Source organism: Acinetobacter sp. UBA5984 (assembly GCF_002429925.1).
Lineage (GTDB): Bacteria > Pseudomonadota > Gammaproteobacteria > Pseudomonadales > Moraxellaceae > Acinetobacter > Acinetobacter variabilis.
In genome coordinates this window covers 15,907-29,004 of sequence record NZ_DJBE01000061.1, presented here as the reverse complement: position 1 = coordinate 29,004, position 13,098 = coordinate 15,907, and the positions used below count along the sequence as shown (strand labels likewise).

Here is a 13,098-nt window from a genome sequence, read left to right as displayed (position 1 = left end):
CAGTAAATGTCAACAGACCCTAGTCAAAAATAATACTTTCGCAAGAGGTCTAATATAAAAAAGCCCTTCAATGTGAAGGGCTTTTTGCCAAGAGGTTAAACGTAGAATTAATCTAAAGGATTGCCAATAATATTGCTGATAATCCCTTTCATGATATGCGGTCCCTGCTCTTTACGCAGTTCTTCATACCATTCTTTGGTCACGGCTTCATCTTTCATATGTGTGACATCACAACGTTTACGCGCACGCAAGACCAGCTCATTGGCACGTTCATTACGTTTGTTCTGATAGCGTTTCAAGGCATCTTCCAGACCCAGCGTATTAATCTGTAAAGACCGGGCCAGATAGATCGCATCCTCCATGGCCTGACAACCACCCTGACCAATATCCGGTGTGGTGCTATGTGCGGCATCACCAACAATTACGACACGACCTTTATAGAACTGGGCAAACGGTTCAATATCATGAATTTCAACCCGATTGGTTTTCTGTTCATCCAGCGCATCAATCAGATGCTGAACCGGCGCACACCAACCTTCAAAATACTGTTTCAACAAGGTTTTATATTCTGCCCGATTATTCTCTAAACCAACTTGCAACGGCACATCAAAGAAGAAATAGAATTTTCCATCTGCCACAGGCATCAGCGAAACACGCTTACCTTGTCCGACAAATGTGGTCCATTGATCTGCCGGAGTAAGCTTTTCTGAAATTTCTACCAGACCATTCCAGTTAACATAACCGGCATAGCGACGAGAAACCTGTTCACCCAGTACATAGGTACGGGTAATGGAATGGGTTCCATCTGCACCAATCAGTAGGTCTGTTTTGATTTCTGTACCATCAGCAAATTTAACCAGAACACCATCTTCCTGTTCTTGCAGCTCAACCATCTTCTTGCCAAGCTGAATATCTTCACGACCAAACTCGTCCATCAACATGTTTTGTAAATCTGCACGTGCCACCGGATATGGACGTTGTCCCACTTCTTCAATTAACGGCAATAAACTAAACTGGGTCATGGTGTTGCCCGTCAAGCCATCAATATAGGCCAGCTGATCCATTTGGCCACCAAGCTTGGCGACCTGTTCAGTTAAGCCCAGATAATTCAAACATTTTACCCCATTTGACCAAAGTGAGATTGCCGCGCCCACCGGTAAAATTTTTTCTGCCTGTTCATAGATGGTGACTTTATGCCCAAACTTTTTTAGTGCAATTCCTGTGGTCAATCCCCCCATCCCTGCACCAATAATTGTAATCTCCATCTATTTACTCCTCTCAAAATTGTGTTTCTTCCTCCCTGTGTAGCTAAAAGCGTGCCATTTCGAAAATAATGCACTGATTTTTCTCAAAAGTTGGCACAGGCCGTGCATTCATCTATTCATTAAAAACCTGTTTTTATAAGGTCTTTCAGCAGAATTACAGACTTTTATAAAAAATTAGATTCACGTTAAACATAATTTGAATGGAACATAGTTATGGCAACATTATTTGCACCCATTTTCGAGATCCCTGCGCATATCCAGCAGCTTACCAACCTGGCTAATAGCCGGATTGGTGCAGAAATTCTTGAATGTTCAGATGATTTTTTTGCTGAAGCAAAACGAATGTTGCAATTTGATGCACCAATTTTTGTTGAAGATAAATTTGATGATCATGGCAAATGGATGGATGGCTGGGAAACTCGCCGCAAGCGCCATGCCGGCTATGACTGGGCCATTGTCAAACTAGGTGTGACTGGAACCATTAAAGCTTTGGATATCGACACCACGTTCTTTACCGGTAACTACCCGGCTTCTGCTGCAGTTGAAGCCTGCTATGCACCAAATGGTGACTTAAGCACTGCAACCTGGCACTCAATTTTACCAAACAGTATATTAGGTCCGAGCCAGCATCATATTTTTAATATTGCTTCAGACGAAGTCTTTACGCATGTACGTCTAAATATTTTCCCTGACGGGGGTGTGGCGCGCTTTAAAGTCTATGGTGAAGTAAAAATTCAGGTTCAGGACAGCAATCAGGGGATTGATCTGGTCGCTCTGGAAAATGGCGGTCGTGTCATTGCCTATAGTGATGCACACTTTGGTCATCCACGTAATCTGATTAATCCAGGCCGTGGCATCAATATGGGTGATGGCTGGGAAACCAAGCGCCGTCGTGCACCCGGTTTTGACTGGTGTATTCTGGCCTTGGGTCAGAGTGGCCAGATTGAAAAAATTGAGATTGATACCGCGCACTTTAAAGGCAACTTCCCTGCTCAAGTCTCTATCCAAGCGATTTATATTGAAGATGCGACTGATCAGCAGTTAATTCCGCAAAGTATGTTCTGGCCATTCCTGCTTGAAGCACAAGATATGCAGATGGATCATATTCATAGTTTTGTTGAGGAAATCTTAAAACAGGAAAAAATTTCCCATATTCGGGTGAATATGATTCCAGATGGTGGTATTAGCCGGATTCGTCTATGGGGAAAAGTTGCCTGAGTAATTATATCTATGAGCATGCAAACCATAAAAATACAGCCTTTAACTGTTGAAAGTTTCTTGCCTTATGGCGAGGTTATTGCCTGCGAAGGTAATGATTTTTTCCATATTAATGATCAGCAGACTGAGCGTTATCATGCTCTGGCGGTTGCTGAAACAGATGCAAAAGTTGGTCTAAGTATTTTTAGAAATATTCAGACCACTGCTATTCCCTTTGCAATCGAAATGCTGGAACGTCATCCTGTCGGTTCACAAGCGTTCATCCCGATGCAGGGCCAGAAGTTTTTAATTGTGGTTGCGCCTAATCTGGATCACGAGAAACCTGATCTCAGTCAAATTCAGGCTTTTATCAGTAATGGTACACAAAGTGTAAATTACCGTGCCGGTACCTGGCATCATCCTTTGCTGACCTTTGAAGCTCCGAGTGATTTTGTGGTGATCGATCGGATCGGCACTGGTCCAAACTGTGATGTTTATACTTTTCCTGAAAAGATTTTTATCGAAAATTAAGCCCATTAAAAAAGCCCTTATCAATAAGGGCTTTTAAATTTCTTATTTCTTATTTTAGAAATGATATTTCACTAAAGCACTCACGTTATTTTCATCTGCATCCGGAATACCGTATTTGTTATTCCAAACCGAATGCTCAATACCGAGATATAAATTGGTGTCAGGAGAAATATGCTTGCCGACATTCCATTTCCACTGGGTCGTCCAGTTCATCTCGCTCGCATGATCATCTTCAGCAGTTGACCAGTCCAGGAAGCCATCTACCAGGAATTCTTCAGTACCCAGTTTAAATGGCACACCATAGGTCAAGGTGAGCTGATAGTCGTCTTCCATATTTTCGTTATTTACACGATAAAGATTCACGCTGGCATAATTGAATTTTGGAATAGCCAGGTCGAAACCTACGCCGTACAGGAAGTTATCAAAACCTTCACCACCTTCCCAAGTCGTTGCGACCAGAACATCTTTCACTGAACCAAATGCCAGCTTTTGACCTGAAACTTCACCCAGACTTAAACGTGGTGAAAATTCAAAATAGCTTGATTTAATATCGTCAGAACCACGCATACGGTCAATGAAAAAGAAGACATCTGCATATTTAACTTTTGCAGCGTATTCAACAGTTAGGGTTGCCTGTTTTTCATCTACAACTTCATAGTTTTCCCCATAAAGCCCAGTAACGCTAAAATCCTGCCAGACTGGTTTTGCCTGTGCAGATGCTGCACCCAATGCAAGTAATGTTGCAGCAGCAACTTGAGTAAATTTCATAAATAAGGTTCCCCAATGGAATTAAAAATCTCATTCTGTATTAAGCAAGAACAAAGCCAACTTTTTTAATTTTTGATAAAAAAAGCCCATGACTGGCATGGGCATATGGAGGAAATCAAACTTTAATGCAGCGTTTCTGCGACTTTTTCCGGAACCTCTGTTTTTGACTTAAACATTGGCAGATGATTAAACAGAATGTTTAAAAGGATCGCCATTAAACAGGTTGAACTGATGCCAGAATGGAACAGGGTTTGGAACCATTTAGGGAAATTGGCATAGAAAGAATAGTCAATAATCGGGATCATGCCTGCTGCAATTGAAGTTGCAACAATAATCAGATTTTTCTGCTCGTTATAATCTATTTTCGCCAAGGTGCGGATACCACTCGCAGCCACTGTACCAAATAGCACCAATCCTGCACCACCAAGTACCGGAACCGGAATTGCGGCGATTAGTCGGCCCATAATTGGAAGTAATCCCAAAACCACTAAAATCATACCGCCAGCAGCGACCACAAAACGGCTTTTAATCCCGGTAATGGCAACCAGCCCGACGTTTTGTGCAAAAGCACTTTGCATGAATGAACCAAAAATCGGTGCAACTGCACTTGAGAACATATCTGCACGCAGACCATTGGAAATACGTTCTGAATCTACTTTGGTTCCAACAATTTCACCTACAGCAATAATATCAGCCGTTGTTTCAGTCATAATCACCAACGTCACAATCAGCATGGAAATGATTGCACTGAGTTCAAAGGTCGGCATGCCAAAAGCAAAGAAACTCGGAAATTGTACCCATGCACCATGGCCGACTTTACTAAAATCGCCAAAACCAAACAGATAAGCCAGTACTGAACCCATTACGATCGCCAATAAAATAGATAAGCGACGAATTGAGGCATTTCTGCTCAAGTTTAGACAGATCACAATAGCCAAGGTCATCACGGCCAGGCTGATATTTTCAACACTTCCCCATTCAGGTGCATTTTTATTGCCCCCCATCATCCAGCGAACGGCTACGGGTAAAAGTGATAAACCAATAATAGTAATCACACAGCCGGTCACGACTGGCGGGAAAAAGCGGATAATTCTAGAAAAATAAGGCGCAAGGAAGAAACCAATTAATGAAGCTACGATGACTGCACCATAAACAGCTGATAAGCCTCCACCTGTCGTCACAATTGCCACCATCGTCGCCACACCCGCAAAGGAAACCCCTTGTACCAGTGGTAATTTGGCTCCGATATATTTCACTCCAATGGTTTGTAAAATCGTAGCCAGACCGCCAACAAATAATGCGGCCGCAATCAATAAACCGATTTGTGTTGCTTCCAAACCTGCGGCAGTACCTACAATGAGTGGTGGTGCGATAATACCGCCGTACATGGTCAATACATGTTGCAAGCCATAAGCTGCACTTTTGCCTGCACCCAGATATTCATGTTCAGGTGAAATGTTTGTGCTTTGTTCTGTCATTCTTTTTCTCTCCCTCAAAGCTTAAATAAAAAAATCAGCTTCCGCGATATGTGGAGTATGCGAATGGGCTGATCAGTAAAGGAATATGAAAGTGCTGAGAGGCATCTTTCACCTGAAAATGAATGACTGCTTTAGGAAAGAAAGTTTCCAGACCTAAGCCTTCAAAATAATCATAAGTAGCAAATTCAAGACTGTATTCACCTTCCTCAAATTCGGTTAAACCAAAATCGGTGACTCGACCATCTGCATTGGTAAATGCCTTTCCGAGTAATGCACCTTCTTCATCAAAAAGTTTGATCAACACATGTGCTACAGGTTTGCCGAGATGCGTATCTAAAATATGAGTGCTGATCATGCTTGCAGCTCCTGTGACAGTCTTAATAAAGCGATTTCCGCCAGTTGCGTATGGACAATACCTTTTTCGGTTTCTGGATCATTTGCTAAACGATCTTTCAAGGCATTCAGCACTTCCTGGCTATTTAGACCAGCCGCTTTAATCAGGAAGATATAACCATATTTTTGTTCATAGGCGATATTGCCTTCTAGCAAAGCTTGCTGAGTTGCTTCGTCCTGAGTTATCGCAGCCTGTTCACGATTGGAAAAGTTTTTTTCAACTTCGCTTAATTCAGCCTGTGCCTTTTTTTCACCAATACGTGGATGATTATCCAAAGCTGCTTTGATTTCGTCCCAGGTCCAAGTTGCAGCCTGTTGTCTGGCTATATTCAATACATCTTCAACAGCTGCATAAGGACGCTTTGCTTCAATCTGGGTCGACCAGCTCGGTATTTGCACACAGTGCTTTAAAAAGATAATGGCCTCTTCTGGAGATGCCTGATTAAATTCAACGAGTTGCACTATTAAATCGCCTGATGATATTCATTTTTTGTTCAGTACAGGTTTTGCAATATCAGTGCCAAATCTTCTTAATCTTGTGTTTTTATATGATCTATAAAGCAAAAAAGAGAACTCAAGGTTCTCTTTTTTAATATATTTTTCTCATTTTGGTGCGTGATATTTATACCAATGTGCTGCTATATCGCCCCGTCGGCAAATCCAGACTTTTTCATAACCTTGAATATAATCGAGGAACTTTTGTAGGGCTTTAAAGCGTCCCGGCCGCCCTAAAATACGACAATGCATCCCGATCGATAGCATTTTTGGTTCAGTTTCACCTTCAGCATAGAGTACATCAAAGGCATCTTTTAAATATTGATAGAATTGTTCCCCGCTATTAAAGCCGCCCGGTGAACTAAATTTCATATCATTGCTTTCTAAAGTATAGGGGATGATCAAATGAGGGCGTGTTTCACCTGCCTGATTGGTCAATGTGCTCCAAAATGGCAAGTCATCTCCGTAGTTGTCGCAGTCATATTGAATCTGAGGAAAGTCAGCCAGCAATTGACGGGTATTTGGACTATCCCGACCGGTATACCAGCCAATCGGTGCTTTGCCGAGCAGGGTTTCCAATACGCTAATCGCCTGATCCATGTATTGACGTTCAAGTTCAATCGGCATGTCCTGATAATGCACCCAGCGCTGACCATGTGACACTACATCATAATTGGCTTCTTTAATCGCTTCGACTATATAAGGATTGCGGATTAAAGCCATCCCAACCCCAAAAATAGTCATCGGCAGATTACGCTTTTTAAACTCATTGTGAATCCGCCAGAAACCTGCACGTGAGCCATATTCATACATAGAATCCATCGACATGTGTTTGTCTGGAAAGCTGGCTGCGCCAATAATGTCGGATAAGAACTGTTCTGAACCGGCATCACCATGTTCAATGTGGTTTTCACCACCTTCTTCATAATTCAGTACAAACTGAACTGCGACACGAGCCTGATTAGGCCATTCTACTTTTGGTACATCGCCATGATAGCCAATCAAATCACGTGAATAAGGCTGGTTTCGAATTTGATCTATGAGTTCTTGTCCGCGTAGATATGTGCTGGTCACGTTTAATCCCTGATGTATTATATCAAACAGTAAAATTGAATAAGCGTGACAAGCAATTTATGCGCCATAATAGAACATCTATGAAATTTAAAAATATTCCTAATATTTCTTATCATTCCACAAGTTTAATTAGATAAAAATGCTGCTAAAGTTTTAGTATTTTTATCTAGAATTGGGTGATTAGGAACAGTGATTTTAAAACTATTAGGTTTTAGAACAGCCTCATAAACTTTAATATCTTGTTGATAGTATTTATTAAAATAATTAATTGATTCAATTAAAGCCATTTTATTTGGGTCATGATTAGTGAGCTTTGCCCCCCAAAATCACTGAAGATATATAAGTTGCAGGAATTTCTTTTAACAGTGAATTAAAATTACTAGAATCATAATCATGTGCTAATGTTCTAAATTCATTTTCATATGACCAATCCTTTGATTTTATTAAATATTGATTCGCAACGAAATCCAGCAATTTTGCTCCATTTGCTACATCAAACATTGCTAATGGATTTGATATATCTAAAGGAATTTTTGGAAATTCATTCTGATATTTTACAGCTTGGACATTAAATACCTCATGTACCATAGCTTTAGGATTAGGATGTGGGATTTTAAATTCAACTAAAAAACCTTTATGGCTTTGAGCATAATGAGACCACATAAGCATATTTAATAGATCTCTTGCGAAAGTATCGTTTTACCTAATTTTTGAATTGGCTAAAACCTTATAAAATGTAGCTTTGGGCTGTTTAAATTTTGACTAACGCAAGAAGTCTAATGGATTATTATTAAAACAAGTTACACTCAGTTTTACTTTTATAACTGTAGAGAAATGTTGATGTAGAATTTCTTTAACATCATTCGGCGCATTATTGAATTCAATAGATGCCATACAATCATATGGATCATTAAAATTATCAGGATGGGTAAACTTTAATTGAAGTTTTTTAAATAAATTTAACACTTGAAGCTTTGGATAAAAGCTTAAATGCTTATAGAGATAATAATACTGATCATCACATTTAATATTTTCAAATTGCCTTAAATAATCTGGTCTTGAGACTTCTTGCATAAGTACATGTAAAATTTTTTCTAAGTTCATAATAAAATCATTTTTTTAGTCTTGATAAATTAACACTAAAGATTAAATTATATAACTCAAATATACTTTGAAAAAAATCCCTCTTTTGAGAGGGATTTTAGAAGCAATTAAAACAAAAAGTACCGCTGCGCCATCGGCAACACTTCTGCTGGCTCACAGGTCAGATGCACACCATCGGCACGAACTTCATAAGTTTCTGGATGCACCTCCATTACAGGGCAATAACTATTATGTTTCATATCCTGTTTGGTGACCTGGCGTGTCGCCTTACATGGTGAAATCAACTTTTTCAGACCTAATTTTTCATGTACGCCATCATCAATTGCAACTTGTGAGAGGAATGTAATACAGGTGTTATGTACCCCGCGCGGATAAGCCCCAAACATTGGACGATAATGCACAGGCTGTGGCGTTGGAATAGAAGCATTAATATCACCCATTGGCGCTGCTGCAATCATCCCGCCTTTAATAATCATGGATGGTTTTACTCCAAAAAATGCAGGCTTCCACAATACCAGATCAGCTAACTTACCTTCTTCAACAGAGCCAATTTCATGGCTTAAACCGTGAGTAATTGCAGGATTAATCGTATATTTGGCGATATAACGTTTAACCCGGTTATTGTCTTTATAGGCAGTATCACCTTCCAGAGGCCCACGTTGCACTTTCATTTTGTGCGCCGTTTGCCAAGTCCGTAAAATTACTTCACCGACACGGCCCATCGCCTGAGAGTCAGAAGACATCATGGCAATTGCGCCCATGTCCTGCAATATATCTTCTGCAGCAATGGTTTCGCGACGAATACGGCTTTCTGCAAAGGCCACATCTTCTGCAATCGCTGGATCTAGATGATGACAAACCATCAACATGTCCAGATGTTCATCAATGGTATTTACCGTATATGGACGGGTTGGATTGGTTGAAGATGGTAATACATTCGGTTGACCAATGGCTTTTAGAATATCAGGAGCATGTCCGCCACCTGCACCTTCAGTATGATAGGTATGAATGGTTCGGTTTTTAAAAGCTGCCAAAGTTTCTTCCAGAAAGCCACTTTCGTTTAGTGTGTCAGTATGAATAGCAACCTGCACATCATACTGATCGGCCACAGTCAGACAGTTATCAATCGCTGCTGGTGTCGAGCCCCAATCTTCATGCAGTTTTAATCCAACTACACCAGCTTTAATTTGTTCTGCAATTGGCTCTGGCTGGCTTAAGTTGCCTTTGCCTAATAAACCAATATTCATCGGTAAATCATCAATCGCTTGTAACATAGTGGCAATATGCCAAGGTCCTGGAGTTACAGTGGTCGCAGAAGTTCCAGCTGCCGGACCCGTACCGCCACCGACCATCGTGGTTGTGCCAGACATCAGTGCCGTTTCAACTTGCTGCGGGCAGATCCAGTGAATATGGGTATCAATTCCGCCAGGTGTTAATATTTGTCCTTCACCAGCAATGACTTCAGTTGCAGCACCCAATGGAATGGTAATATTTGGCTGGATATCCGGGTTACCGGCTTTACCGATTTTCCAGATTCGACCATTTTTTAGGCCTACATCGGCCTTTACAATACCCCACCAGTCAACAATCAGCGCATTTGTAATGACAGTGTCAGCCACATCGAATGACAAAAGTTGTGATTGCCCCATACCATCACGAATGACTTTACCGCCACCAAATTTAACTTCTTCACCATAAGTGGTGAAATCCTGTTCGACTTCAATAAATAATTCGGTATCAGCTAGACGAACACGATCTCCTACAGTCGGTCCAAACATTTCGGCATAAGCACGACGTGACATTTTCATGATTTATAAACCTTTATAATTCTGCTGCAATTTTTATGAATCGAGCTTGCCCATGATTCGCCCGGCGAAACCGTAAACCTCACGTTTACCTGCTAATGCAACCAATTCCACATCGCGTTTTTGCCCAGGTTCAAAACGAATCGCCGTTCCCGCTGCAATATTTAAGCGAAAGCCTTTGGCTAGTTCACGATCAAATTGCAAGGCATCATTCGCTTCGGCAAAATGGAAATGTGATCCGACCTGAATCGGTCGATCACCAATATTAGCAACAGTTACCTTCAAAACTTCCCGACCGACATTCATTTCAATATCGCTCTCAGGCGTAAAAATTTCTCCTGGAATCATGTACTGCTCCTATACGATCGGTTGATGGACAGTGACTAGCTTTGATCCATCTGGAAAGGTTGCTTCAACCTGCACTTCTGCAATCATTTCCGGAATGCCTTCCATGACATCATCACGTGTCAATAAGGTCGTACCGTAATGCATTAATTCACTGACCGTCATGCCATCACGCGCACCTTCAAGCAGTGCTGCAGAAATATAGGCAATGGCTTCTGGATAATTCAGCTTCAAACCTCGAGCTTTACGACGCTCTGCCACCAGACCCGTAGTAAAAATCAGCAGTTTATCTTTTTCTGTAGGATTGAGTTCCATAACTGGTTCCTCATTGATATATATGTATTTCTAAGCAAAATATGTGCAAGATTCGATATTTGGTGTTCTCTCTCTTTGGGAGGGAGTTAGAGGGAGGGTTTTAATAAATGCTTAATCACCTCTCCCTGACCCTCTCCTATAAGGAGAGGGAATTAAAGGATTACGTCCGCCAAATCCTCGGAAATGCCTCATCCAGATCGAACCAGTAACGTCTTAAACGGGCGCGAATTGCAGCAAAGCCATCATGGCATTGACGGACATCATCTCCCAGAAAACGTGCGCTAACTACATCGCCAAGCAAGGTCAAGGTAATCGGAACATCCATCCGCATAATGAGCTCACGAATCAAATCGAGATGCTGTTCCAGATAAAAACTCGCACGGTATTTTTCAGGCGGTACAGCCCAGAAGCTGCCCATCACCGCATGTCCATTCATACCTAGACACGAACTGAGCCAACGGTCGTTACCTTTAAAATTCAAAGTATCTACGACCAGCAATTTGTCTTTGCGCCAAAGTTGAAAACGGTTTTGATAAGCCCCCTGTACAAACTGCTCATCTCGTGCCTGACGGCCGATCACCAGCATATCCCAACCGATAAAACTGGCTGCCGCATCTAAATGGAAGATTGTTTCGGAACTGGCATTAGCCCCATCAAATAGCATGGTTTCTTGAGGTAGCCATTCAAAAATCGCATTGTCATTTAAACGGATGTGAATATGCTGAAAAGCCTGCTTGCCATTGGTTCTGTACCATTTACCTGCGCCTGGTGTGGTCACCAAGGCATGAGCATTGGCATCTACCTGCATATCAAAAGTGAGATGATCTCCACCGGCAATCCCTGCTGGCGGATGCACGATAATGGCATGACAGATTCCGTTAGATTCAGGCCATAACATTTTCTGGATGCGTACCGGACCATGATGCTTGCGGTGCTGCAAAATGGTTCGCGTAGTCTGTTGCTGCGCCTGAAATCCCATTTCCAGACGTGCATACCATAAGTTCTGCTGTGTGCTTTTTTCTGCCAGTTCATGCATCAACAAATCAACTCAATTTCATCTGAAAATGATTTTCCAGGCATTAAGCCAGGACAATGACAGCAACAACTGCAGCTAGACCACCAACGATCTGCTTGCCATAAGGCACATATTTTTTTACGAATGCACCCAGAGCCAAGCCTGCGCCATAAATCAAAGCCATTGCTGAAACCATGCCAACAATTAATAGGGATACATGTCCGTCTTGTCCCAATTCACTTCCATGCGCCACGCCGTGGAAGCTGGCCAATAAGATTGCAGCGACAGGCAAAACCTTATTCGATTTAGTCCACAGCGCAACAGCTAAAATGACCAATGAAGCGATGATGCCTGACTCAGCCAGTGAAGTTGAAAGCAGACCCTTGCTACCGAGCACAAAGCCTGCAACCATCGCTACTGCCAGACCGATGAGACCCGAAATTTTCCAGCGTTGATTTGCAGTCCACATCAGTACACCAAAGGCAATCGCCATCATCAGGTGATCTAAACCGGTAAAAGGATGGACAAAGCCAGACCAGAATCCACTGTGATGGTCATGTCCCGCGTGAGCCATTGCCAACATAGGTAAAGCAGCAATACCTGCAACCAGTAACTGTTTGAATAGACGCATGATGAATTTCCCCTTAAGACTTAAATAAACCTTGTTTTTCAATAAAGCTGATAATCTCGTTCAAGCCATCTTGTGTTTTCATATTAGAAAATAAAAATGGTTTATCGCCACGCATCCGCTTCGTATCCTGATCCATCACCTCCAGGCTGGCACCGACCATTGGCGCCAAATCCGTTTTATTGATAATCAGCAGATCCGACTTGGTAATACCGGGACCGCCTTTACGTGGAATTTTCTCGCCACCGGCAACATCGATCACGTATAAAGTGAGATCAGATAATTCCGGGCTAAAGGTTGCTGCAAGGTTATCGCCACCACTTTCAATAATGATCAATTCCAGCCCATCAAACTTTTCACACAAATCATCAATCGCAGCCAGGTTAATGGACGCATCTTCACGAATCGCAGTATGTGGGCAGCCGCCTGTTTCTACACCGACAATACGGTCAGGCGACATCGCTTCATGCCGGGTTAAAAAGTTCGAGTCTTCTTTGGTGTAGATGTCATTGGTCACCACTGCCATATTGTATTTTTCACGCAGTGCAAGACATAAATTCAGGGTTAAAGCAGTTTTACCTGATCCAACCGGACCACCAATTCCAACGCGTAATGGACTACGTTCTGACATGTTGATTTCCTTTATTACATTTTCTGGGCATCAGTTTTAATGATGCTTTTCAAA

Annotated in this window: 17 protein-coding genes; 2 read left to right on the top strand and 15 right to left on the bottom strand. The window is 41.9% G+C overall.

Features of this window, described 5'->3' with window-relative positions; translation table 11 throughout:
• Nucleotides 1-107: 107 nt before the first annotated feature.
• A complete protein-coding gene (gene hpxO, locus B3J29_RS10275; RefSeq protein WP_286965318.1) occupies nucleotides 108-1,265 on the bottom strand; it encodes an FAD-dependent urate hydroxylase HpxO in 1,158 nt (385 codons plus the stop codon).
• A gap of 213 nt (nucleotides 1,266-1,478) precedes the next feature.
• Between hpxO and alc the strand changes: the two genes are divergently transcribed.
• Nucleotides 1,479-2,483: an allantoicase gene (gene alc, locus B3J29_RS10270; protein WP_286965315.1), complete on the top strand. Its 1,005-nt coding sequence runs from the start codon at nucleotides 1,479-1,481 to the stop codon at nucleotides 2,481-2,483.
• A 12-nt stretch (nucleotides 2,484-2,495) separates the two neighbouring features.
• Complete coding sequence (locus tag B3J29_RS10265; RefSeq protein ID WP_286965312.1) at nucleotides 2,496-2,993, top strand: ureidoglycolate lyase; 498 nt, start codon at nucleotides 2,496-2,498, stop codon at nucleotides 2,991-2,993.
• 54 nt (nucleotides 2,994-3,047) lie between these two features.
• Here the strand turns inward: B3J29_RS10265 and B3J29_RS10260 are convergent, their stop codons facing one another.
• The 14 genes from B3J29_RS10260 to ureG form a co-directional block, all read right to left on the bottom strand.
• Nucleotides 3,048-3,761: an outer membrane protein OmpK gene (locus tag B3J29_RS10260; protein ID WP_286965310.1), complete on the bottom strand. Its 714-nt coding sequence runs from the start codon at nucleotides 3,759-3,761 to the stop codon at nucleotides 3,048-3,050.
• A 122-nt stretch (nucleotides 3,762-3,883) separates the two neighbouring features.
• Entirely contained in the window at nucleotides 3,884-5,239 is a 1,356-nt protein-coding gene (locus tag B3J29_RS10255; RefSeq protein WP_286965308.1) for a nucleobase:cation symporter-2 family protein, read from the bottom strand.
• Between the two features lie 34 nt (nucleotides 5,240-5,273).
• Nucleotides 5,274-5,594: a hydroxyisourate hydrolase gene (gene uraH / locus B3J29_RS10250; RefSeq protein ID WP_286965305.1), complete on the bottom strand. Its 321-nt coding sequence runs from the start codon at nucleotides 5,592-5,594 to the stop codon at nucleotides 5,274-5,276.
• Complete coding sequence (uraD, locus tag B3J29_RS10245) at nucleotides 5,591-6,094, bottom strand: 2-oxo-4-hydroxy-4-carboxy-5-ureidoimidazoline decarboxylase (RefSeq protein ID WP_286965303.1); 504 nt, start codon at nucleotides 6,092-6,094, stop codon at nucleotides 5,591-5,593. The genes uraH and uraD overlap by 4 nt, the downstream gene beginning before the upstream one ends.
• A 141-nt stretch (nucleotides 6,095-6,235) precedes the next feature.
• On the bottom strand, nucleotides 6,236-7,201 hold the full coding sequence (gene puuE / locus B3J29_RS10240) for an allantoinase PuuE (protein ID WP_286965301.1): 966 nt from the start codon (nucleotides 7,199-7,201) through the stop codon (nucleotides 6,236-6,238).
• A gap of 125 nt (nucleotides 7,202-7,326) precedes the next feature.
• On the bottom strand, nucleotides 7,327-7,488 hold the full coding sequence (locus B3J29_RS10235) for a hypothetical protein (protein WP_286965298.1): 162 nt from the start codon (nucleotides 7,486-7,488) through the stop codon (nucleotides 7,327-7,329).
• Between the two features lie 16 nt (nucleotides 7,489-7,504).
• Nucleotides 7,505-7,870 (bottom strand): DUF2971 domain-containing protein, encoded by a 366-nt coding sequence (locus B3J29_RS10230; RefSeq protein WP_286965295.1) that lies wholly within the window; start codon nucleotides 7,868-7,870, stop codon nucleotides 7,505-7,507.
• Between the two features lie 93 nt (nucleotides 7,871-7,963).
• Entirely contained in the window at nucleotides 7,964-8,305 is a 342-nt protein-coding gene (locus B3J29_RS10225; protein ID WP_052209102.1) for a hypothetical protein, read from the bottom strand.
• Nucleotides 8,306-8,412: 107 nt separating this feature from the next.
• On the bottom strand, nucleotides 8,413-10,113 hold the full coding sequence (gene ureC / locus B3J29_RS10220) for an urease subunit alpha (protein ID WP_286965290.1): 1,701 nt from the start codon (nucleotides 10,111-10,113) through the stop codon (nucleotides 8,413-8,415).
• A gap of 33 nt (nucleotides 10,114-10,146) precedes the next feature.
• Nucleotides 10,147-10,458, bottom strand: a complete 312-nt coding sequence (locus B3J29_RS10215; protein ID WP_005235571.1) for an urease subunit beta — start codon at nucleotides 10,456-10,458, stop codon at nucleotides 10,147-10,149.
• Nucleotides 10,459-10,467: 9 nt separating this feature from the next.
• A complete protein-coding gene (gene ureA, locus B3J29_RS10210) occupies nucleotides 10,468-10,770 on the bottom strand; it encodes an urease subunit gamma (RefSeq protein WP_286965285.1) in 303 nt (100 codons plus the stop codon).
• 160 nt (nucleotides 10,771-10,930) lie between these two features.
• Nucleotides 10,931-11,806: an urease accessory protein UreD gene (locus tag B3J29_RS10205; protein ID WP_286965282.1), complete on the bottom strand. Its 876-nt coding sequence runs from the start codon at nucleotides 11,804-11,806 to the stop codon at nucleotides 10,931-10,933.
• Between the two features lie 43 nt (nucleotides 11,807-11,849).
• A complete protein-coding gene (locus tag B3J29_RS10200; protein ID WP_286965280.1) occupies nucleotides 11,850-12,416 on the bottom strand; it encodes a HupE/UreJ family protein in 567 nt (188 codons plus the stop codon).
• A gap of 13 nt (nucleotides 12,417-12,429) precedes the next feature.
• Nucleotides 12,430-13,044, bottom strand: coding sequence for an urease accessory protein UreG (gene ureG / locus B3J29_RS10195; protein ID WP_034171444.1), 615 nt, complete (start codon nucleotides 13,042-13,044; stop codon nucleotides 12,430-12,432).
• Nucleotides 13,045-13,098: the final 54 nt, after the last annotated feature.

Coding starts and splice junctions, on each gene's coding strand:
- hpxO (WP_286965318.1), bottom strand. CDS start 1,265: ATGGAGATTACAATTATTGGTGCAGGGATGGGGGGATTGACCACAGGA.
- alc (WP_286965315.1), top strand. CDS start 1,479: ATGGCAACATTATTTGCACCCATTTTCGAGATCCCTGCGCATATCCAG.
- B3J29_RS10265 (WP_286965312.1), top strand. CDS start 2,496: ATGAGCATGCAAACCATAAAAATACAGCCTTTAACTGTTGAAAGTTTC.
- B3J29_RS10260 (WP_286965310.1), bottom strand. CDS start 3,761: ATGAAATTTACTCAAGTTGCTGCTGCAACATTACTTGCATTGGGTGCA.
- B3J29_RS10255 (WP_286965308.1), bottom strand. CDS start 5,239: ATGACAGAACAAAGCACAAACATTTCACCTGAACATGAATATCTGGGT.
- uraH (WP_286965305.1), bottom strand. CDS start 5,594: ATGATCAGCACTCATATTTTAGATACGCATCTCGGCAAACCTGTAGCA.
- B3J29_RS10235 (WP_286965298.1), bottom strand. CDS start 7,488: ATGGCTTTAATTGAATCAATTAATTATTTTAATAAATACTATCAACAA.
- B3J29_RS10230 (WP_286965295.1), bottom strand. CDS start 7,870: ATGCTTATGTGGTCTCATTATGCTCAAAGCCATAAAGGTTTTTTAGTT.
- B3J29_RS10225 (WP_052209102.1), bottom strand. CDS start 8,305: ATGAACTTAGAAAAAATTTTACATGTACTTATGCAAGAAGTCTCAAGA.
- ureC (WP_286965290.1), bottom strand. CDS start 10,113: ATGAAAATGTCACGTCGTGCTTATGCCGAAATGTTTGGACCGACTGTA.
- B3J29_RS10215 (WP_005235571.1), bottom strand. CDS start 10,458: ATGATTCCAGGAGAAATTTTTACGCCTGAGAGCGATATTGAAATGAAT.
- ureA (WP_286965285.1), bottom strand. CDS start 10,770: ATGGAACTCAATCCTACAGAAAAAGATAAACTGCTGATTTTTACTACG.
- B3J29_RS10205 (WP_286965282.1), bottom strand. CDS start 11,806: ATGCATGAACTGGCAGAAAAAAGCACACAGCAGAACTTATGGTATGCA.
- B3J29_RS10200 (WP_286965280.1), bottom strand. CDS start 12,416: ATGCGTCTATTCAAACAGTTACTGGTTGCAGGTATTGCTGCTTTACCT.
- ureG (WP_034171444.1), bottom strand. CDS start 13,044: ATGTCAGAACGTAGTCCATTACGCGTTGGAATTGGTGGTCCGGTTGGA.